This window comes from Peribacillus sp. NPDC055009, assembly GCF_053608705.1.
In genome coordinates, this window is the sequence record NZ_JBSGVZ010000012.1 from 63,855 (window position 1) to 84,793 (window position 20,939).

The following is a 20,939-nucleotide window of genomic DNA, read 5'->3' on the forward strand; positions in this document are numbered from 1 at the left end:
TGGATTCCTTTCATTTAATGTCTTCATTTAATTATTTTATTGATTCAGAAATGATTTTTTCAGTCAATAGTGAATGACGGAAATCCCGTATGGAATCGTTACTTTTGATTTTTACAATTCAATAATGAATTCACTGACTGGTGAATAGCCTAATTGTCGGTGAGTTCATGTTGGCACGGCACTTGCATTTATAATACAAGAAATAATCTACATACAAGAAATAATCTACATGCAGGAAATTAATCTGCGTAATGGTCCTTTAGTGGTGTGGAAGGGGTGAACGAACAAGACGAATACCATGGGTAAACCGTTATTAAAGTGAAGTTGTAATCATTTGGCTATCCCTAAAATCAGCATCTGCTTGTCTGCACAATCGTACAGCCTAGATTCATAAGGCAGAATGAATGAGGACAAAACGTCATTTACTGTAATAAGTTGTCATTATAAATGAAAGCGCTAACAAACAATCGGGTGTTTTTTTCGCTACACCTAATCTTTATCTGTAGGTGGAGAATATAGGGAAATAATACTTACTATTCCTCCCCGGGAGGTTGAGCCTGTGAGGGAAAAATTAAAATGTTTTTCATCACAGAGGTGTGCTTTCAAAATATGGACAGGATGGTAGGCCAGGGAATGAACAGCAAAGTGAAATTCAATAATTTTCAAGGAGGAAGTAAATGGAAATTTTGATCCAGCAGCTTTTTAATGGTTTGACGATTGGCAGCGTATATAGTCTTGTTGCCCTGGGATTGACGCTAGTATATGGAATATTGCATATCCCGAACTTTGCCCACGGTGCCCTATATATGTTGGGTGGATATATCACGTTATCAATGATGACCTTATATGGGGTCAATTACTGGATTGCCATGTTCGTATCCATTATCGTTGTTGGTTTGTTGGGAGTCCTTTTGGAACGTTTCGTGTTTCGCCTGTTAAGGGAGGCACCTCCATTGCACGATAAGATAGCGGCAATCGGAATTCTCCTTTTTCTTGAAGCCTTTGCCCAATTTGTCTGGGGTGCCGACTTCCATACAATGACTTCTCCATATGGCCAAGTGGTCACTATCATGGGCCTGACGTTCACACTTCAGCGATTATTGATCATCATATCAGCTATCGCAGTGATGGTTTTACTTTACCTTTTCCTAAAGAAGACTTATGCCGGCTCGACGATTATAGCGATGTCCCAAAGCCGTGAAGGTGCTTCATTAGTGGGAATCAACATTAATAAAGTCGCAATGCTTACCTTCATGATATCGGGAGGATTAGCAGCCATCGCTTCATCCCTTGCATCACCGATTAACCTTGTTTTTCCCGGCATGGGGCATTTAGTCATCCTAAAAGCATTCGTCATTATCATATTGGGCGGGATGGGGAGCATCCCGGGGGCGATCGTAGGCGGATATATCCTAGGTTTCAGTGAGAGCCTGGGCGCAACTTATATTTCAAATGATTATAAAGACATAATTGCATTCATTCTTTTAGTCGTAATATTAACCGTGAAACCAACAGGTCTTTTTGCCAAGGGGGAGAGGTAGCGTGAAGATATTAACGAAAAGAAATGGGATTTTCGCACTTATCATCTTTGCTTTTTCATTCCCCTTTATCGCTCAAAACGATTATTATCTCCATATGCTGACACTTTCGTTCATCTGGGCGATAGCTGTTTATGGAATCAATTTATTATCAGGATATACTGGATATCTCTCGCTTGCACATGCTGGATTTTTTGCGATTGGAGCATATTCACTTGGCCTCCTGACGGTAAAAGCGGAAATGAACTTTTGGCTGGCACTTGTATGTGCATGCTTAATCACATGTGCAATTGGGTTTTTAATCGGTTTGATCGCGCTGAGGACAAAGGAACACTTTTTCGCGATTTATACCCTATGTGTGGGTTACATCATATATCTGGTCATCGATAAATGGGAAGGACTTACAGAGGGGGTTAGGGGATTGATCGGTATCCCTGCTCCTGGCAATATAGGGCCGATCACCTTCGATACTGCAGCATCCCAATATTATCTAGTCCTCATTTTCCTGCTTGCAGTCATTTTAGTCGTGTATCGAATTATACGCTCGTTGACCGGCAGGACGTATATGGCCATCAGGAACAGCGAGGACCTTGCAAAAACCATTGGTATATCCACAATGAAGAATAAGTTAACCGCATTTGTCCTTTCCACATTCTTTGCAGGTTTGGCAGGTGCTTTGTATGCTTCATTCATTCGTTTCATTGGACCTGATATCGGATCAACCGCCATAATGTTCGATCTATTGATGTATTTATTGGTTGGTGGAATCGGGACACTTTCAGGTCCTTTGGTAGGAACATTATTGTTAGTAATCCTTTCGCAAAATCTGCAATTCCTTCAAGAATATCGAATGTTGATATTCGGGCCATTGCTTACGGTGATCATAATCTTTTATCCGCGCGGAATCGCAGGTGCCTTCTTTGATTGGAAAAGAAAGCGAAAAGATAATGAACTGTCCAGGGTGAGAAGCGAAATGCACATAAAAGCTGAGGAGGGATGAATTTGCTAATCGAAACGAAGAGTTTGACAAAGCGGTTTGGAGGATTGGCGGCCGTCAATAATGTGGATTTTACGATTGAAAAAGGTAGAATCAATGCAATAATCGGACCAAATGGTGCAGGAAAATCAACATTTTTCAACTTGATCAGTGGCTTTCATCGACCAACTTCCGGGACGGTCCTTTTTAAGGGGATTGATATCACCAAACTTCCTGCCAATGAAATAGCGGGGCTCGGAATTTCAAGAACCTTTCAAACGACAAGTCTTTTTGATCAAACGACCGTGTTGGATAATGTCATTGTCGGTCATAGGCTGCGAACCAAATCCAATCTGGTGGATGCCATTCTAAGAACAAAACGTTTAAAACGGGAGGAAGCGGCTTGCAGGGATAAGGCAATGGAGGTTCTTGATATTGTCGGATTGACGAAATCGGCTGACAGAATGGTCTCCAGCATCTCGCAGGAGGAAAAGAAACGGACAGCCATTGCCCTTGCCCTTGCGACTGAGCCGGAAATTATCTTTCTTGATGAACCTGCTGCGGGAATCAACCCTGATGAAACGGAAGGCTTGACAGAACTGATTAAAAAATTGAATCGATCGGGACTGACCGTTTGTTTAATCGAGCACAAAATGCATATGATCATGAACTTGGCAGACCACATCATGGTCCTTAATTACGGAGAAAAAATTGCCGAGGGCACACCTAAGGAAATCCGCGGAAATGAAGCGGTGATTAAAGCCTATTTAGGAGGGAGTGCCAGTGCTTAAGTTAACCGATGTTGCCGTGAATTATGGTAGTTTCACTGCGATAAAACATGTGAATATCGAAGTTGCCAAGGGAGAGATCGTTGTTTTGTTGGGAGCTAATGGGGCAGGAAAAAGCACGACTTTTCGTTCCATAAGCGGAATCAGTAAGCTGTCCAAGGGGGAAATTCATTTTCTGGGCATGCCGATAGCGGGCCGTGCCCCGGATAAGAATGTTCGGGAGGGAATCGTCCAGTGTGCCGAAGGACGTAAACTGTTTCCACAAATGACCGTCCAGGAAAATCTGAGGATGGGTGCTTATGTGCATCGAAAGAAGAAAGCGGAGATCAAGGATTCCTTGGAATACGTCTATCACTTATTCCCGATTTTAAAAGAAAAGCATCATGATGAAGCGGGAAGCCTGAGCGGCGGGCAACAGCAGATGCTCGCAATTGGAAGAGCTTTGATGTCGAAACCGAAATTGTTGATGCTTGATGAGCCTTCGGTGGGACTCGCTCCACTTATTGTTGAACAAATGTTTCGGGTCATTGAAGAAATAAACCGCGAAGGAATCACGGTCCTGCTTGCTGAACAAAACGCGAATGCTGCTCTCGGCATTGCAGATAAAGGATATGTTTTTGAAAATGGGGAAATTGTCGTTCAAGGGACAGCAAGTGAGTTATTAGCCAATGATGAAGTAAGGAAAGCGTATATTGGAGCCTGAAAAAATTGAATGGGGGATTTTCATGAAAAAACTGAACGTATTATTTATTTTTCTCCTGCTAATGATCACTGTGTTGACTGGGTGCAATAAAGGGGATAGCACTGTGTCAAGCAGTGGCAGTAAAGGCAAAAGTGATAATGTCGTTAACATCGGTTTTAGCGGTCCTTTAAGCGGTGCGGCAGCGTTATATGGGAAAAGGACATTGAATGGTGTAGAAATGGCTGTCAATGAAATTAATGATGCTGGTGGGTTTGAAGTAGATGGTAAGAAATACACATTGAATTTAGTTTCGTTGGATGATAAATACCTTCCAAATGAAACAGGGTCGAATGCTAAACGGTTAATTCAGGAATATGATACGCCGATCATTTTCACGCCTCATAGCGGAGGTGTGCTGGCACTTCAGGTTTTTAATGAACAAGAGGAATTCATAATTGGGGCATATACGAGTGAACCGGCAGTGACCGAAAGCGGAAATTCATTAACCGTTCGAATTCCACCGAATTACGAGGGGTATATTGAACCTTTTACAACATATGCAATGGAACATTTCGGCAAGAAGATTGCCGCTTTGCCAACATCTTCGCAATACGGTAAAGACTGGACGGAGGCCGTGCTCCCACATTGGGAAAAGCAAGGCGGAAAAGTAGTTTATAATTCATCGATTGATTTCGCCAAAGAAACCGATTTCTTTACGATTGTCACCAATGCCTTGAAAAAAGATCCTGATGTGCTATTTATCGGTGGTGCTTCGGAACCTACGGCAAAAGTAGCGAAGCAAGCTCGGGAGCTAGGATTTAAGGGTGGTTTCATCATCATGGATCAAGCAAAGCTGGATCAAATGAAGCCGATTGCAGGGTCATATGAAACATTGGAAGGCTCGATTGGCGTTTTGCCACTGATGGACTCAGATGAAGAAGCAATACCTGCTTTCGTTGAGAAATATCAAAAGAATTATAAGGAAGATCCAAGCTCAGAAGTAGGATTGAATTATATCGCCATGTATGCGTTTGTGGAAGCGATGAAATCTGCAGGCAGCGTTGATGATGCCAAGGCCATCCGTAAGCATATGCAAGATGGACTTTCCAATATTGGGCCAGATCAAAAAATATACGATATTCCCTCGATTGATGAAAATGGAGGATTTGCATCAACTATTGTCGTCGGTGCAGTAGAAAACGGGAAAGTAGTCCCTATTCGTTAACTGGGTAAAGGAATGAGGTATCCTGGGGCCGAAGTAGTATACTAGTTTGGCATTTTATTATATAACTCGTGCGTGTATCGTTCCCAAGCTTGGGGACGGTACACGTTTTTTTATTGTTGAAAAAATCCTGTGGTGCAAGATCACCAAAAATATCTTGTATCCGAGTAATGAAAACGCTATCATTGAATATAATATGAAATATAATTTCATTATTTTCTATTAAAAAATGAAATTATATTTAAGTAATTGTTTATGGGAGGATTTAATTGTCTATGGAAGAACATTTGCGTTCATTAACGACTGAATTACGGAACGAAAAGACAATGAATATCGACAGTGTAAATACGATGGAAATCATTTCTGCAATCAACAAAGAAGATTTTAAAGTGGCAGCAGCGGTTGAGGAGGTATTGTCAGAAATTGAAACGGTGGTTGAATGGGCTTGCGAATCGTTAAAAAAAGGGGGGAGACTCATTTACATCGGAGCAGGAACGAGCGGAAGACTCGGTGTGCTTGATGCAGTGGAATGTCCCCCGACTTTCAGCACACCGCCTGATAGGGTACTGGGAATAATCGCAGGAGGGGAAAAGGCGTTTGTTCGGGCTGTTGAAGGAGCAGAGGATAAAGAAGAGTTTGGGGAATGTGATCTGATGGATGTGGGCCTTACAGCAAATGATACGGTTATTGGCATTGCGGCAAGCGGTCGTACCCCTTATGTGAAGGGCGCTTTACGTTATGCAAGAAAAGTCGGGGCTAAAGCGGTTGCTTTATCATGCAATAAAAACGCGAGCATCACAGAAGCAGCGGATATAGGGATTGAAGTGGTTGTCGGACCGGAAGTGTTAACAGGATCCACGAGAATGAAAGCCGCAACCGCACATAAAATGGTACTCAATATGATTTCAACGGCAACCATGATCCGGCTGGGAAAAGTCTATGAAAATCTGATGGTAGATGTAAATGTCAGTAATCAAAAACTGAAGGACCGTGCAATAAGCATCATAGAAACTGTAACGAATGCTGACTATGATCAAGCATTGAATACGCTTGAAAAGGCAAATAATCAAGTTAAGCCAGCGATTGTCATGATAAAAACGGCAACAGATTATGAAAAAGCAATGGAGTTACTGGAAAATGCTGATGGGGATGTCAGAAAAGCCATCTCAATCTATGAAGATTAAGGAGGGAAGAAATGGCTACAGGAGGATTATCAATCATACAGACAATGTTGAGCAAGCTGCCGCAATCTGAACAAAAACTAGCAGAATATATTCTCAAGAATCCTCATGAAGTTGTGAACAGCACTGTACAGGAATTAAGTACGTCTGCCCAAACAAGCGGGGCTGCTGTTATTAGGTTGTGTAAGTCGCTTGGCATAAAAGGATTTCAAGATCTGAAAATAAGGATTGCTGGAGATTTGATGAAGACCGTTGAACAGGGCTACCGGGATATTGAACCTTCCGAATCACTGTATCGGATTGTTGAGAAAACAACGAGTAATTCGATTCAGACCATCCGGGACACATCTGAAATAATCGATCACGATAATCTCAAACATGCGATAACGCTGATGCTGAATGCTAAAACTGTCCACTTTTGCGGTGTCGGTGCTTCGAATATAGTTGCGGCTGATGCTCAGCAAAAATTACTTCGCATCAATAAAGGGGCAACGGCTTTTACAGATATGCATTTAGTTGCAACCTTGATTGCAAATGCTGATGAAAATGATATCGTTTTTGCCATTTCATTCTCAGGGGAAACACCTGAAGTTGTCAATATATTGAAGCTGGCAAAAGAACGTGGGGTAAAGACGATTGGGCTGACTCATTATGGCCAAACAACGGTATCTTCTTTGTGTGACGCTACACTGTATACATCCTTTTCGAATGAAGCACCGTTTCGAAGTGCAGCCACATCCTCACGATTGGCACAATTATATATGATTGACATTTTGTTTTTGGGGATGGCTTCAGAGCAATATGAAGAGACTGTCCAATATATTGATAACACCAGGTCTGCCATTAAATCGATGACAGATCGATATAAATGATTGATACGAGATTTGACAAAGGGGGCTTTTGAATGGGTAAGGGGGATAAGTACGCCAGTTTAGCCGAAGAATTATTGGGGAAATTAGGCGGGGCATCAAATGTTGCCGATGCTGCACATTGTATGACCAGACTAAGGGTATTGCCAATCGATCGTTCTAAAGTAAAAATGGAAGATATAAAAAATACTGAAGGCGTTTTTGGCGTCATTGAAGAGGAAACGATACAAATCGTCCTCGGTCCAGGCGTGGTGAACAAGGTTCATGCAGAATTTGAAAAGCTTTTGGAAGATTATTCAGGCAATTTGAACTTAAAGGAAGTAGCCTCGAAGAATAAATCAGAGATTGATAGGAAAAATGCAAAACCTTTTAAACTTTTTTTACGCAGGATTGCAAGTATTTTCATCCCTTTAATTCCCGCCCTAGTGGCATCAGGTTTGATAACCGGTATTACAAAAGCAATCGTTCAAGCAGGCTGGCTAGCAGCAGAATCACAATTAGCCATCATTTTAACCGTTATCGGATCGGGGCTGTTTGCCTACTTGGGGATTTTGGTTGGGACCAATGCAGCAAAAGAATACGGTGGATCACCTGCACTAGGTGCACTTGCAGGCATTTTGGTCATCAACCCCGCTGTCGGTGACATTTCATTGTTCGGTGAAAATTTGCTCCCTGGCCGCGGTGGGTTGATAGGAGTCCTCTTTGCAGCTATTTTCATAGCCTTGGTGGAAAAACAGGTCAGGAAATTCATTCCTCAATCACTGGATATCATTTTGACGCCAACCATCGCTTTACTCATTACTGGGATTGTCACTTACATTGTATTTATGCCGGTAGGTGGGTTTTTATCGGATGCCATTACGACTGGGTTATTGAATGTATTGGATTTCGGCGGTGTTGTAGCTGGATTCGTCCTTGGTGCAGCCTTCCTCCCTCTCGTCATTACTGGTTTACATCAAGGTTTAACGCCTGTCCATCTAGAATTGATAAATTCGATTGGAGATGATCCACTGCTTCCCATTTTGGCGATGGGTGGCGCGGGCCAAGTGGGAGCGGCATTTGCCATCTATATGAAAACGAAGAAAGCAAGTTTGAAGAGAGCAATCGGAGGAGGCCTTCCTTCCGGGATGCTAGGTATCGGCGAACCTCTAATATTTGGAGTGACCCTGCCATTGGGCCGGCCTTTCTTAACGGCATGTTTAGGTGCAGGAGTAGGCGGAGCATTCCAGGCTCAATTCGGAATCGCAACGTCGTCCATCGGTGTGTCCGGACTGCCGCTTACCTTTTTAGTTCATCCAAATCAAATCGCTCTGTTCCTCGCTGGACTGTTCATTTCCTATATAGCAGGATTTATTTTTACGTATCTGTTTGGATTTAATGATGAAATGGCGGTTGAATTCAAGTGATCGGAATCTCTTTTTATCTACAAGACCCGCATGCAGAAACACAAATCAAACATGCTGCTGACCTGGGAGTGAAGAGAGCATTTACCTCGCTTCATATTCCTGAAGAAAAGGGCGAACTGGTAAAGAGAATGATCAGGCTTTTAAAGCTTTCAGAGTCCTGCGGAATGGAAATCCATGCAGATATCTCAATAAAAACGCTTGATCATTTGGGGATTAGCAAATTTACGGATTTATGGAGATTAGGTATTAAAGGTATTCGCCTTGATGATGGATTTGATAAAGAAACGGTCATATCCTTATCCAAGGTGTTTTCACTTTCACTGAATGCAAGCACGTTGAATGAGGATGAACTTTTAGCCGTGCTTGGAGGCGGTGTGGAACCGGAAAGTCTGATAGCTTGGCACAACTTTTATCCAAGGCCTGAAACGGGCCTTGGGGAAGAATTCTTTCATGAACAAAATCAAATGTTCAAGAAATACGGCATTCCGATCTTTGCTTTCATCCCAGGTGCAGGAAGTAAACGCGGTCCAATTCATGAAGGTCTTCCAACGCTTGAAAAACACAGGTTGATGAATCCTTACGCTGCCGGTATCGAGCTGTTTCAGCATGTGGAAGGAGTTTACGTTGGAGATCAAGGAACGGAGAATAATCTGCTTGAGAATCTGATTGCCTATAAAAATCAAAATATTCTAACTGTTAGAGCGGAATCCCGACTCTTACAAAGCGGTCAGTACGAATTGAGGCCAGATGTTTCTCAAGATGTTTTCCGGCTGCAGAATACCCGGGTCACAGCAAATGTTGAGCCGAGTAATACAGTTGCACGCAGCCTTGGATCCATAACGATGGACAATGATGGTTACGGGAGGTATCGGGGAGAGGTCCAAATTTGCAAGAGAGACCTAGAAGCAAATCACCGAGTTAATGTGATTGGGCGAATTATAGAAGAAGATATTCCCTTGCTGTCCCTTCTAAAGCCTGGTCAAACGATAAAACTTATAATTGAGTGACCAATTGGGCTCTATGAATCAATTATACGGGGATAATAGGATATATTTCATGATGGCTTGTTAAAAGAGGCGGCAGACGGGATTCCCAATGCTGCCTTGGTTTCTTTATAGGATCTATATAGTTCTTTTCCATTCATTTATACCCCTTCATGAAAGTGGTTATGGAATTGCTGCTAACAGAGCTAGAAAGTATACAAGGGAGGAAGCCTAAATGATAAAAAGGATATGTGCCCCTGCTGGAATAGCATTATTCTTGGTTTTATCCATTCTGGGAGGGAATGCGACAGCAAAAGGATCAGAGACTGAAAAAAAAGTATCGGATATTCAGGGAATCGTAGCAAACATGACAGTCGATGAAAAAGTCGGTCAAATGCTCATGCCTGATTTTCGTAATTGGCAAAAACAAGGAGAAGCGAAGACGACGGGGTTTATTGAAATGAACTCAGAAGTTGCAAGCATCATCAAAAAATATCATCTGGGCGGTGTTATTCTGTTTGCAGAGAATGTAGTCGATACCGAACAAACGGTACGGCTCACCGATGGTTTGCAGATGGCAAGCCCGTACCTTCCGCTGTTCATAACGATTGATCAGGAAGGTGGAATCGTAACTCGCCTTCAAACTGGAACGAACCTTCCTGGAAATATGGCACTTGGTGCAGCCAGAAAAGAAAGTTATGCTTATCAATCCGGAGAAATCATTGGCAAGGAACTGTCGTCACTTGGCATAAATGTCAATTTCGGGCCGTCTGTCGATGTCAATAATAATCCTGGAAATCCCGTTATTGGCGTTCGTTCCTTCAGTTCTGATCCGGAACTTGTAGCAAAGCTGGGCATTCAAACGATAAAAGGATTGCAAAATCAGAACACGATAGCAACGACCAAGCATTTCCCCGGCCACGGAGATACAGCAGTCGATAGTCATTATGGTCTTCCCCTTGTTTCTCATGATAAAGAACGGTTGCGTTCCATCGAGTTGATGCCTTTCCAAAGGGCCATTGATGCTGGAGTTGATATGATGATGACTGCACATGTTCAGTTTCCTGCATTCGATGACACTACCTATATCAGTAAAAAAGACGGTCAAGAGATTATGGTTCCTGCAACGTTGTCACATAAAGTCATTACGGGTCTATTACGTGAAGAAATGGGTTTTGACGGTGTTGTGGTTACAGATGCATTGAATATGAAAGCCATCGCGGACAACTTCGGACAGGAAGAAGCCGTAGTCCTTGCCCTGAAGTCTGGTGTTGATATTGCATTGATGCCTGCACAGGTTAATTCGCTTCAAATGGAAAAGAATTTAACCTCTGTATTCAATGCAGTGAAGGCAGCAGTGGCAAGCGGGGAAATTCCTCTAAATCAAGTCAACCAATCTGTAACGAGGATCCTTGAACTAAAAGTGAAAAGAGGGATATTAAACCCTGATGAAACTCCGATCGATAAAAAAATCGAAACCGCGCTTCAAGTGGTAGGGAATGAAGATCATTTGAAAAAAGAACGGAAAATCGCGGAAGATGCCATCACCTTATTGAAAAATGAAGACAAAACATTACCTTTCAAACCTAAGAAAAATGATAAAGTTTTAATTCTTGCTCCTTTTGATGACCAAGTTGAATCCATGTCCAGGAGCATCAGCGAATTAGCTGATAAAAAGAAAATAAAGAAAGTCCAAATAACGGGTATGAGTTTTTCAGGAAAGTCATTTACTGATCAAGTGGCAAGGCTCATTGATGAATCGGACTTTGTCATAACTGGTTCCTATGTTGTCAAAAACGATCCGGCTGTCAATGATGGAGTGATCGATGATAGCATTCAAGATTCTTCGAAGTGGGCAACAGCCTTCCCTAGAGCGGTCATGAATCATGCTAATAAGAAAGATAAAGAATTTGTATTAATGAGTTTAAGAAACCCTTATGATGTTGCAAACTTTGAAGAAGCGAAAGCGGTTCTTGCTGTTTACGGGTTCAAAGGGTATTCGAATGGGCGTTATAGACAGCCGAATATCCCGGCAGGAATTTCGGCCATTTTTGGAGTATCAAAACCTAAAGGTACGTTGCCGGTTGATATACCATCAGTAATTAAGCCCTCTGAAAGTCTTTATAAATTTGGATATGGATTAGATATTAAATCTGGAAGACCCATTAGAAAATAGGGAGGGAAGCAGTTTGAAAAGAATGATAATCCTATTTACCATTTGTCTGTTGACTTTCGGCATTGTTTCCTCAAAAAGTGTAACCGCTGTTAAAGAGAAGAAAAAACAAAAGGTCAGTCCCGGTATTGAAGTCCTTTTAAAAGAAGAAAAGAACGTGTTAAGCGGAAAGAAAGTCGGCTTGATTACGAACCCAACTGGCATCGATTCAAAATTAACCAGCATCGTCGATCTACTTCATGATGATCCAGACATTAATTTGACAGCGTTATTTGGTCCTGAACATGGAGTGCGTGGAGATGCGCAAGCTGGTGCAAGCGTTGAATATTATATTGATGAAAAAACAGGGTTGCCTGTTTATAGCTTATATGGCAAAACGAAAAAACCGACGCCTGAAATGTTAAAGGATGTGGAGGTCCTTGTTTTTGATATCCAGGATGTCGGAACACGCTATTACACTTATATCTACACGATGGCATATGCAATGGAAGCAGCCAAAGAAAATGATATCCCCTTTATCGTGCTGGACCGGCCGAACCCACAGGGCGGGGAGTCGGTAGATGGGCCGGTACTTGAACCTGAATTCTCATCGTTTGTCGGTTTGTACCCAATACCGCTAAAGCATGGGATGACAGTTGGGGAACTCGCGACTTTGTTCAATAAGGAATTTAATATTGGTGCAGATCTAAAGGTCATCAAGATGAAAGGCTGGAAGCGAGATATGGACTATGATGATACTGGTCTCCCTTTTGTCTTGCCGTCACCGAATATGCCCGCAGTTTCCACTACTTTCGTATATCCGGCTACAGGCTTGATCGAGGGAACGAATGTCTCGGAAGGCAGAGGGACGACTAAACCATTCGAGTTGATTGGTGCTCCTTATATAAACAGTGATGAGCTTGCTGGGAAATTAAATGAATTAAGGTTACCTGGCGTAAAATTCAGGGCAGCCTCCTTTACACCTACATTTTCAAAACATGCAGGTAAACTCAGCCACGGAGTGGAAATTTATATAACGGATAGAGAGGAATTCAAGGCTGTCCCTACTGGACTTCACATCATCAAGACCATTCAGGATCTATATCCTGATGATTTCGAATTCCTTGCAGCCAAAAATTTCAATTTATTGATTGGCAATGGCTGGGTAATGTCCAGAATTGAAGAAGGTTCATCAGTAAATGAAATCATGAAGGAATATCAAGTAAAGCAGGATGCTTTTAAAAAAATTCGTAAAAACTACTTGCTCTATAAATAAGTGAAAAAAGAAAAGTCCGGTTGGACTTTTCTTTTTTTTTATGAACTTTTGATCGAGGAGTAAATCGCTAAGACTTTATTCCTGAATATAGCCAACTTTATATATGAAATGAAGTTCTAAAATGGAAGGAACCGCTGTCTAATAGAATATGGGGTTTGCCCTAAATAGTAATTGACAGGAGGAAAGCGGGATGAAAAAATATCTTCAAAAAATTGGACGTTCCTTGATGCTGCCAGTAGCCGTATTGCCGGCAGCCGCCATTTTAATGGGGATCGGTTATTGGATAGATCCGGCAGGATGGGGAGCGGGAAGTCCATTAGCGGCTTTCTTAATAAAAGCAGGTTCTTCGATTATAGACAATATGGCTATCTTGTTTGCTGTTGGAGTGGCGTTGGGGATGTCGAAAGGAAAAGATGGAGCCGCCGCTTTAAGCGGGCTGGTAGCCTATCTGGTTGTAACGACATTGCTTTCCACGGACTCTGTAGCGATGCTGCAGGGAATTGATGCAAAAGATGTAAATCCAGCATTTGTGAAAATAGAAAATGCATTTGTCGGAATCCTCTCGGGCCTTATAGCGGCAGCTATGTATAATCGGTTCAGTAAGGTCGAGCTGCCGGATGCACTCGCTTTCTTTAGCGGTAAACGCCTTGTCCCGATCCTTACTGCGGTTGTCATGTTACTGGTTTCCCTATTATTATTCTTCGTATGGCCGCTCATCTATTCCTGGTTAGTTATATTTGGGGAAGGAATAAGTGAATTAGGAGCTGCTGGAGCAGGACTCTATGGATTCTTTAATCGGCTTTTGATACCAACAGGTTTACATCATGCGTTAAACTCGGTATTCTGGTTCGATGTGATAGGACTTAACGATATCGGTAAATTCTGGGCTGGAACAGGAATAAAAGGAACCACAGGCATGTATCAAGCCGGATTCTTTCCCGTCATGATGTTCGGTTTGCCGGCAGCAGCTCTTGCCATGTACCATACGGCAAAATCACGGAAGAAAAAACAAGTTGCCTCATTAATGCTCGCAGCCGGTTTCGCTTCATTTTTCACAGGCGTTACTGAACCGTTGGAATTTGCTTTCATGTTTGTTGCACCAGCCCTATTCGTTGTGCATGCCTTATTAACAGGAATATCATTAGCTATTGCTGCGACTTTCCAATGGACAGCAGGTTTCGGTTTTAGTGCAGGATTCATTGACTTTGTTTTAAGTTCAAGGTTGCCATTGGCAAATGAACCGTATATGCTACTTCTTCAAGGACTGGCTTTTGCTGTCATCTACTATTTCTTATTCCGATTCTTGATTACAAGGTTCAATTTAATGACTCCCGGCAGAGAAGATGATACAGAAGATGAGCTTGATGGCGGAGGAGCGACTGCGGAAGCAGACAGCAGTCAAGGCGGGAATAATGAGAGTAAATTCTTTGGAATGGCTTCCGCTATTTATGAGGGATTAGGCGGAGACGCAAACGTTACATCTTTAGATAACTGCGTTACCCGTTTAAGAGTTGAAGTGGAAAATATGGGAGCTGTCGATCAGAATAAAATCAAATCAACAGGGGTTGCTGGAATCAATATCGTGGGTCCCCAAAGCATTCAAGTCATCGTAGGGACACAGGTACAATTCATAGCTGATGAAATTGAAAAAATCCGGCGGCAATAGGTCTGGATAAACTGCATTTTGCCTTTTAATGCAAAAATCTACGATCAGAATTATATTTTCTGATCGTAGAGATTTTTATGATAAGTACCGATTTTTAACGCACAAAAGATTTATCTATATAACTCTGCTCTTAAAATAGAATAAAACGAATCAATGTTCTATAATATATAAGGGTATTGAATGAAGGATTTGCCATGAAGCGTGGAGAACTAGTAATGAAGATCCGCCAATCATTGATACATCGATGATGAAGGCTGTATACATATCAATCTAAAATACTGTGCAAGCGATATCTTATGAATTTTTTCTACCTTTTAATAAAAGGGAGGTTCCGGTCATGTATAAACAAAAAACCAAAGAAACTGACAGTAGTGTCATTGAGTTCATTGAGAACGTCGATAATCCGAAAAAACGTGAAGATGCATACGAATTGTTGGATGTTTTTACCGAAACGACAGGTTATGAGGCAAAGATGTGGGGACCGAGCATAATTGGGTTCGGTACCTATCATTATAAATATGAATCAGGTCACGAAGGCGATGCCCCCCTGGTAGGCTTCTCGCCTCGAAAAGCAAAAATCAGTTTATATTTTGCTACGGGAGACAAAGAAAGAGAAGAATTGTTACAGGCATTTGGTAAACACACTTCCGGAAAAGCGTGTGTGTACATCAATAAAGTGGCAGATATCGATATTAACGTATTGAAAGAATTGATTAATCAATCTGTCAAGTTTTTGAGAGATACATACCCGGACAATGAAATATAATAAAATGTATGTTTAAGAGGAACAAGAAAGCGAGTGGGAACGAAAATGAGAAAAATTAAAGTGGGCATAGTTGGATACGGATTGTCAGGAGCTACTTTTCACGCGCCGTTACTAAGTGTTTTAGGGCAGTTTCAAATAGCGAAAGTTGTCAGCTCCAATAAGGAAAAAGTCCAAAAAGATTTGAAAGATGTTGAAGTGGTAAGCAGCTTAGAGGAGATTCTTGAAGACCCATCCATTGATTTGGCTGTTATTACGACACCGAGTGGTTTACATTATGAAATGGCCAAGCAAAGCTTGTTAGCAGGGAAGCATGTCATTCTTGAAAAGCCAATGGTAGTGGAAGCTTGGGAGGCGGAGGAGCTCATTAAGATTGCCGAGGAAAAGGATCTGCTATTAAGTGTCTATCATAACCGGAGATGGGATAATGACTTTTTGACCGTGAAAAAACTTATGGATGATGGAGTGCTTGGGGAAATCAATACATACCAAGTCCATTATGATCGATACCGGCCTGTGGTCAGGGATAGATGGAGGGAAAAACCAGGTCCGGGATCAGGCATGCTTTATGATTTAGGATCACATCTCATCGATCAAGCACTTCATTTGTTTGGATTGCCGCAATTCGTTTGGGCAGATGTATTTTCCCAAAAAGAAAATGCAGAAACGGATGATTATTTCCATGTAATATTAGGATATGAAAAGCTAAGAGTTATCTTGCATTCAGGCTCAATCGTTCCGTTTAATGGACCGCGCTATCAGGTGCATGGAAGTAAAGGATCATTTATCAAGTACGGTCTTGACTGCCAAGAGGCAGCCCTAAGTGAGGGGAAAAAACCGTTGGATGACTCTTGGGGTGCAGATGAACCCGAATTCTATGGTAAGCTGGTTACGGTTGAAGGTGAAAATGAGACACATGAAACCATTGAAACACTGAATGGATCTTATTTAACATATTACCAGGCAATTGCAGATAGTATATTGAGCGGAAAAAAAGCTCCAGTAACCGCCCAAGAGGGATTATCGGTCATTAAAATCATTGATGCAGCTTTTGAAAGCAGTAAAGGGAAAAAAGCCGTATATATTAAATGAAAATCATTTTCCCCTAATAACAATATAAATGAGAAAAACTGAATGATAAGCGGCCTTATTCTCTATTAGAGGAAAAAGGCCGCTTTTTGTTTTGGTCAAATAAAATCATTAACTTAAGAAGCAAATGGTTTCGATTGTTACGCAAGATTTTGAGCTGTTTCCGCATGAAAATGGAGCGAATATCCAAGAGATTGAAGCGTTACTCGTGAATTAGAGCCATTTACTCGTGAATTCGGATCAAATACTCGTGAGATTCATCCATTTACTCGTGAATTTGAATGTTACGGAAGATTTAGAGCTGCTTCCGGAAAATGGAGGGAATATCCGCGAGATTTAACTTTTACTCGTGAATATACAGTTTTGGAGGATTTCAATTGATATAAAAATCATAAATGAAAAACCCCCGAATGGCGGCTGCTACTCGGGGGTTTTGTTAAGGCATGAAACTTGAAATGCCTTCTAAGCTCTAGGATAATGCCTTCGCATGAAGTGATCGCTTTTGCCAAGCCATGGTAATCATCAAAGTAATGAATAAAAGGATAAGGCCCAACATGAACGGGTAGGTAATGTGGACATCATACATCATTCCGGCAAGTGTAGGTCCGAGCACATTTCCAATGCTCATATACGCATTATTCATACCCATTGCAAAGCCCTGTTCATTCCCTGCCATCTTGGAAATCAGTGTGTTAAGAACTGGACGCAAGATGGAAGTGGAAAGGAAGATGATAAGCGAAATCAAAAAGAAAATCAGGTAACTTGTAGCAAAAAGTGATAGAAGGAAACCGATTGCTGCAACACTGATAAAGATATTCAGCACATTCACTTCCCCGAAACGCTGTACAATCCGGTCGACGACAAACAGTTGCACTATTACACTGACGATACCGGTGGCTGTAACCATGACGGCGATGTCCTTAGGACTTGAATTGAATTGATTATCAAGATAAAGACCAATTACAGATTCATATGCCATTAAGCCAAAGCTCATTACAAGAGTAATGATGAGTGGGATGAAATAAGGCATTTTCACGGATAAGGCAATCTTCCGAATCATTGTTTCAGTTTTTGCATCCATGGATTGTGGAACCTGTGCCGTTTCGCTTTCTTTTAAAACAAAAATCGAAAATACAACAGCTGATAGGGATACCAGAGCAGAAATCAAAAAGGGAAACTTCAAGCCAAAGTCAGCTAAAAAACCTCCAATTCCCGGACCGACTACAATTCCCAGGGACATGGCGGCAGATACTAAACTATTGCCTTTGGCGCGTTGATCAAATGTGGTGATATCGGCTACATAAGCAAAAATTGCGGGTATAAGCAAAGCTGCCCCGATCCCGCCGATGATACGTGAAGCATATAATAACCAAATGGAATTGACTGCATAAAAAATAAACATGGATAATGTCAAACCGACCAATCCATAAATAATCATTTTTCTGCGCCCGAATTGGTCAGTCCATTTTCCGGCAATTGGCGAAAAGATAAGTTGTGCACCCGCGAAAATGGCGATCATTAGGCCAGCGGCGGTTCCGCCTTGATTAATGGAGGCCAGGTATGCTGGTAAAATGGGAATGATGATACCGAAACTTCCTATTGCTATAAACATATTGATCATGAGGATAATGATCTTTTTGCGTTGTTCTGCTGACATGGACAGCCTCTCTCTCTCTTTAAAAAATCAATAACCAATTTAATTCGCATGGTTAATTTTTTGATACGTTAATTATGTTATAGTTTTAGATAGATAGTGTCAATAAGAAAGGATTGTCAAACATGAATTCAAGTGAATTGTATAATTTACATCTAGAGATCAGGGAACTAAGCAGACTATCACAAGAATTGGTTGAACCGTTATTGGTTAAATATGATTTAACTTCTGTACAGTATCGCGCATTGCAATTAATAGTCTTGAATGAATCCATAGCTGTTAAAGATGTTTCGAATCATTTGAAGATTAAACCTGCGGCAGGAACTGCACTAATTGATCGGCTTGAACGGAAGAAGTTGATTGAGAGGGTACATAGTGAGGATGATCGGCGGGTAGTTTTTATCCAATCCACTGAAAGTGGAAGGAATACCTATCATTCCATCAATAAGTGTTTTACCAAAATCTTTCGTGACTTTTATAGCGTCCTAAATGGAGAGGAAACGGAACGTCTCAAACAAATCGTTGGGAAGCTTACCGAACATCTGTCGTCATGCATAGAGAATAAAATATAGTCTTCCTGACGTGTACAGTTTCCATTATAATAGAATGAAGATGCACTATATATTTATTAAAGCAGTGAATTTCACTGTTTTAGGAGGTTAATTATCAGAATAATTAAAAAATATTTAGATAAAAACGTCATTCAATGATTTTATTTTGGTGTAAGTAATCCATTAAAGAAGATATGACGGCTGGAAAATGAATATGTATCAAAAGGATAAGAAGTTTTTTTCTCAGGATTCATCATGACGAACCAGGCAGGGTGCTGAATACAAAGAATCTGAAAAGAAGGAGATGGTAAAATGTTTTCCCCATTAACTCCAATGGATTGGAAGCGCAGGGCCGTAAAATATTATCCTCAAAAAGTGGCAGTCATTGATGAAGAGAAAGAGTTTACTTATAAGGAATTCGGGCAGCGAACAGATCAACTTTCCAAAGCATTGCATTCTTCGGGAATTGAAAAAGGCGACCATATTGCAGTAATGTTGCCAAATACGCATTATATGTTGGAATGTTTTTATGGCATTTGTCAAATGGGAGCGGTAATGGTTCCTTTGAATTATAGGCTTGCTGCAGAGGATTTGGAATATATCATCAAGCATAGCGATTCAAAAATGTTGATAGTCGATGAAGAATTCACCGCTCCAATCGAAAAGATCATTACTAGACTATCATTGGAAAAAATCATTATCGTGCCTGTTGAAGGACATGAAACCACTTTACCTGGGATAGACTATGAGAATTTCATTTTGCATGCAAATGATGGTGGTCTGCCAGAGGTTACAATCGATGAAAATCAACTTTTGACTATAAATTACACGAGTGGAACTACTTCAAAACCAAAAGGGGTAATGTTGACCCATCGCGGGAATTACATGAATGCCGCTAATTTCATTTATCACCTTGGAGTGAAGCATGACGATGTATACTTACATACCTTGCCGATGTTTCACGCTAATGGCTGGGGAGGTGTATGGTCGGTAACGGCTACTGGCGGGACCCATGTATGTTTAAGGAAGGTCGATCCCCCTCTTATCCTCAAATTATTCAGCCGTCATAATATTACATTGTTATGTGGAGCACCTACTGTTGTCAATATGTTGGTAAATGATCCTAAAGCAAAGGAAACAAATATCAAAGTGCGTCCAAGGATGGCAACAGCTGGTGCTCCTCCAGCAGCAGCGCTTATACAAAAGGCACAAGAAATCCTTGGTTTGAATATGATCCACGTATATGGATTAACAGAAACTTCCCCTTTCATCCTATATAACGAGTGGAAGGATGAGTTTGAAGCTAAATCGGCGGACGAACAAGCAATAATAAAGGCAAGACAAGGTATTGAATTGGTTTTCAATGGGGAAACGATGGTGGTCAATCAAGAAGGGAAAGAAGTCGCTTGGGATGGAAAGGAACTGGGGGAAATCATCACTCGCGGAAATGTTGTAATGGAAGGATATTATAAGGATCCGGAAAAGACGGCCGAAGCAATTAGAGATGGCTGGTTTCATACCGGGGATCTGGCAGTTACCTATCCTGATGGATATATTGAGATACAGGACAGGGCTAAGGATTTAATCATTTCCGGCGGGGAAAATATTTCTTCAACAGAGGTAGAAGGGGTATTGTATAATCATCCAGATGTTTTGGAGGCTGCGGTCATTGCCATCCCAGACGATAAATGGGGAGAAACGCCTAAGGCAATCATTGTGCTGCAGCCCAATGCAAAAGTGACAGAAAAAGAGATCATTACCTTTTGCCGCTCAAAAATGGCTCATTTTAAAGCACCGACAAAAGTTGAATTCGTAGAGTCTTTACCGAAAACGGCAACAGGTAAGCTACAAAAATACCGTTTGAGGGAAATCCATTGGAAAGGATCAAAAAAGGTAAATTAAAGGCTTTCATCGGAACGGGATATATATTGAGGGGGTGTCATAAAAAGGTAAATCAAATGAAGTACGGCAATTAACAAGACCAAGAATGCTTTTAAATAAGCATTCTTGGTTTTTATATTATGGAAAGCAACATATCCTCTGTAATACTAGGAGGGGATAAATTAATTAACGAGGGCTTCTAAATGAAAGATTTGACTTAATGTAATATATATACGTATTTTAGATAAACTTGGTTTATTAC

Annotated in this window: 17 protein-coding genes; 16 read left to right on the forward strand and 1 reads right to left on the reverse strand. The window is 41.3% G+C overall.

Annotated features, from left to right (window positions below):
• Nucleotides 1–677: 677 nt before the first annotated feature.
• The 14 genes from ACWF5P_RS17945 (at nucleotide 678) to ACWF5P_RS18010 (ending at nucleotide 16,594) form a co-directional block, all read left to right on the forward strand.
• Nucleotides 678–1,541, forward strand: coding sequence for a branched-chain amino acid ABC transporter permease (locus tag ACWF5P_RS17945; RefSeq protein WP_452445126.1), 864 nt, complete (start codon nucleotides 678–680; stop codon nucleotides 1,539–1,541).
• Between the two features lies 1 nt (nucleotide 1,542).
• Complete coding sequence (locus ACWF5P_RS17950; RefSeq protein ID WP_434169461.1) at nucleotides 1,543–2,538, forward strand: ABC transporter permease subunit; 996 nt, start codon at nucleotides 1,543–1,545, stop codon at nucleotides 2,536–2,538.
• Complete coding sequence (locus ACWF5P_RS17955) at nucleotides 2,535–3,305, forward strand: ABC transporter ATP-binding protein (protein ID WP_402942516.1); 771 nt, start codon at nucleotides 2,535–2,537, stop codon at nucleotides 3,303–3,305. Before ACWF5P_RS17950 ends, ACWF5P_RS17955 begins: the two co-directional genes overlap by 4 nt.
• Complete coding sequence (locus ACWF5P_RS17960; RefSeq protein ID WP_101221913.1) at nucleotides 3,298–4,005, forward strand: ABC transporter ATP-binding protein; 708 nt, start codon at nucleotides 3,298–3,300, stop codon at nucleotides 4,003–4,005. The genes ACWF5P_RS17955 and ACWF5P_RS17960 overlap by 8 nt, the downstream gene beginning before the upstream one ends.
• Nucleotides 4,006–4,027: 22 nt before the next feature.
• A complete protein-coding gene (locus tag ACWF5P_RS17965) occupies nucleotides 4,028–5,209 on the forward strand; it encodes an ABC transporter substrate-binding protein (RefSeq protein ID WP_434169462.1) in 1,182 nt (393 codons plus the stop codon).
• A gap of 272 nt (nucleotides 5,210–5,481) precedes the next feature.
• On the forward strand, nucleotides 5,482–6,390 hold the full coding sequence (gene murQ / locus ACWF5P_RS17970; RefSeq protein ID WP_230176577.1) for an N-acetylmuramic acid 6-phosphate etherase: 909 nt from the start codon (nucleotides 5,482–5,484) through the stop codon (nucleotides 6,388–6,390).
• Nucleotides 6,391–6,401: 11 nt separating this feature from the next.
• Nucleotides 6,402–7,259 carry a MurR/RpiR family transcriptional regulator gene (locus ACWF5P_RS17975; RefSeq protein WP_101221915.1) on the forward strand — a complete coding sequence of 286 codons (858 nt, stop codon included), beginning with the start codon at nucleotides 6,402–6,404 and terminating at the stop codon, nucleotides 7,257–7,259.
• Between the two features lie 32 nt (nucleotides 7,260–7,291).
• A complete protein-coding gene (locus ACWF5P_RS17980) occupies nucleotides 7,292–8,662 on the forward strand; it encodes a PTS transporter subunit EIIC (protein WP_101221916.1) in 1,371 nt (456 codons plus the stop codon).
• On the forward strand, nucleotides 8,659–9,669 hold the full coding sequence (locus tag ACWF5P_RS17985) for a MupG family TIM beta-alpha barrel fold protein (RefSeq protein WP_434169463.1): 1,011 nt from the start codon (nucleotides 8,659–8,661) through the stop codon (nucleotides 9,667–9,669). Before ACWF5P_RS17980 ends, ACWF5P_RS17985 begins: the two co-directional genes overlap by 4 nt.
• Before the next feature lie 211 nt (nucleotides 9,670–9,880).
• Nucleotides 9,881–11,821, forward strand: coding sequence for a glycoside hydrolase family 3 N-terminal domain-containing protein (locus ACWF5P_RS17990; RefSeq protein WP_452445127.1), 1,941 nt, complete (start codon nucleotides 9,881–9,883; stop codon nucleotides 11,819–11,821).
• A 13-nt stretch (nucleotides 11,822–11,834) separates the two neighbouring features.
• Nucleotides 11,835–13,073 (forward strand): exo-beta-N-acetylmuramidase NamZ domain-containing protein, encoded by a 1,239-nt coding sequence (locus tag ACWF5P_RS17995; RefSeq protein ID WP_434169465.1) that lies wholly within the window; start codon nucleotides 11,835–11,837, stop codon nucleotides 13,071–13,073.
• A gap of 190 nt (nucleotides 13,074–13,263) precedes the next feature.
• Nucleotides 13,264–14,739, forward strand: a complete 1,476-nt coding sequence (gene nagE / locus ACWF5P_RS18000) for an N-acetylglucosamine-specific PTS transporter subunit IIBC (protein WP_452445128.1) — start codon at nucleotides 13,264–13,266, stop codon at nucleotides 14,737–14,739.
• Nucleotides 14,740–15,076: 337 nt separating this feature from the next.
• A complete protein-coding gene (locus tag ACWF5P_RS18005; RefSeq protein WP_230176382.1) occupies nucleotides 15,077–15,505 on the forward strand; it encodes a DUF1801 domain-containing protein in 429 nt (142 codons plus the stop codon).
• Between the two features lie 45 nt (nucleotides 15,506–15,550).
• Nucleotides 15,551–16,594 (forward strand): oxidoreductase, encoded by a 1,044-nt coding sequence (locus ACWF5P_RS18010; RefSeq protein WP_402942536.1) that lies wholly within the window; start codon nucleotides 15,551–15,553, stop codon nucleotides 16,592–16,594.
• Nucleotides 16,595–17,060: 466 nt separating this feature from the next.
• On the opposite strand, the gene ACWF5P_RS18015 is transcribed toward ACWF5P_RS18010, so the two are convergent.
• Entirely contained in the window at nucleotides 17,061–18,248 is a 1,188-nt protein-coding gene (locus ACWF5P_RS18015) for an MFS transporter (protein WP_230176380.1), read from the reverse strand.
• Between the two features lie 122 nt (nucleotides 18,249–18,370).
• On the opposite strand from ACWF5P_RS18015, the gene ACWF5P_RS18020 reads away from it, so the two are divergent.
• Both ACWF5P_RS18020 and ACWF5P_RS18025 read left to right on the forward strand, forming a co-directional pair.
• The gene (locus ACWF5P_RS18020; RefSeq protein WP_101221922.1) at nucleotides 18,371–18,817 is read left to right on the forward strand and encodes a MarR family winged helix-turn-helix transcriptional regulator; all 447 of its coding nucleotides are present in this window, start codon (nucleotides 18,371–18,373) and stop codon (nucleotides 18,815–18,817) included.
• Between the two features lie 291 nt (nucleotides 18,818–19,108).
• Nucleotides 19,109–20,698, forward strand: coding sequence for a long-chain-fatty-acid--CoA ligase (locus ACWF5P_RS18025; protein WP_452445129.1), 1,590 nt, complete (start codon nucleotides 19,109–19,111; stop codon nucleotides 20,696–20,698).
• Nucleotides 20,699–20,939: the final 241 nt, after the last annotated feature.

Coding starts and splice junctions, on each gene's coding strand:
- ACWF5P_RS17945 (WP_452445126.1), top strand. CDS start 678: ATGGAAATTTTGATCCAGCAGCTTTTTAATGGTTTGACGATTGGCAGC.
- ACWF5P_RS17955 (WP_402942516.1), top strand. CDS start 2,535: ATGAATTTGCTAATCGAAACGAAGAGTTTGACAAAGCGGTTTGGAGGA.
- ACWF5P_RS17965 (WP_434169462.1), top strand. CDS start 4,028: ATGAAAAAACTGAACGTATTATTTATTTTTCTCCTGCTAATGATCACT.
- murQ (WP_230176577.1), top strand. CDS start 5,482: ATGGAAGAACATTTGCGTTCATTAACGACTGAATTACGGAACGAAAAG.
- ACWF5P_RS17975 (WP_101221915.1), top strand. CDS start 6,402: ATGGCTACAGGAGGATTATCAATCATACAGACAATGTTGAGCAAGCTG.
- ACWF5P_RS17980 (WP_101221916.1), top strand. CDS start 7,292: ATGGGTAAGGGGGATAAGTACGCCAGTTTAGCCGAAGAATTATTGGGG.
- ACWF5P_RS17990 (WP_452445127.1), top strand. CDS start 9,881: ATGATAAAAAGGATATGTGCCCCTGCTGGAATAGCATTATTCTTGGTT.
- nagE (WP_452445128.1), top strand. CDS start 13,264: ATGAAAAAATATCTTCAAAAAATTGGACGTTCCTTGATGCTGCCAGTA.
- ACWF5P_RS18005 (WP_230176382.1), top strand. CDS start 15,077: ATGTATAAACAAAAAACCAAAGAAACTGACAGTAGTGTCATTGAGTTC.
- ACWF5P_RS18010 (WP_402942536.1), top strand. CDS start 15,551: ATGAGAAAAATTAAAGTGGGCATAGTTGGATACGGATTGTCAGGAGCT.
- ACWF5P_RS18015 (WP_230176380.1), bottom strand. CDS start 18,248: ATGTCAGCAGAACAACGCAAAAAGATCATTATCCTCATGATCAATATG.
- ACWF5P_RS18020 (WP_101221922.1), top strand. CDS start 18,371: ATGAATTCAAGTGAATTGTATAATTTACATCTAGAGATCAGGGAACTA.
- ACWF5P_RS18025 (WP_452445129.1), top strand. CDS start 19,109: ATGTTTTCCCCATTAACTCCAATGGATTGGAAGCGCAGGGCCGTAAAA.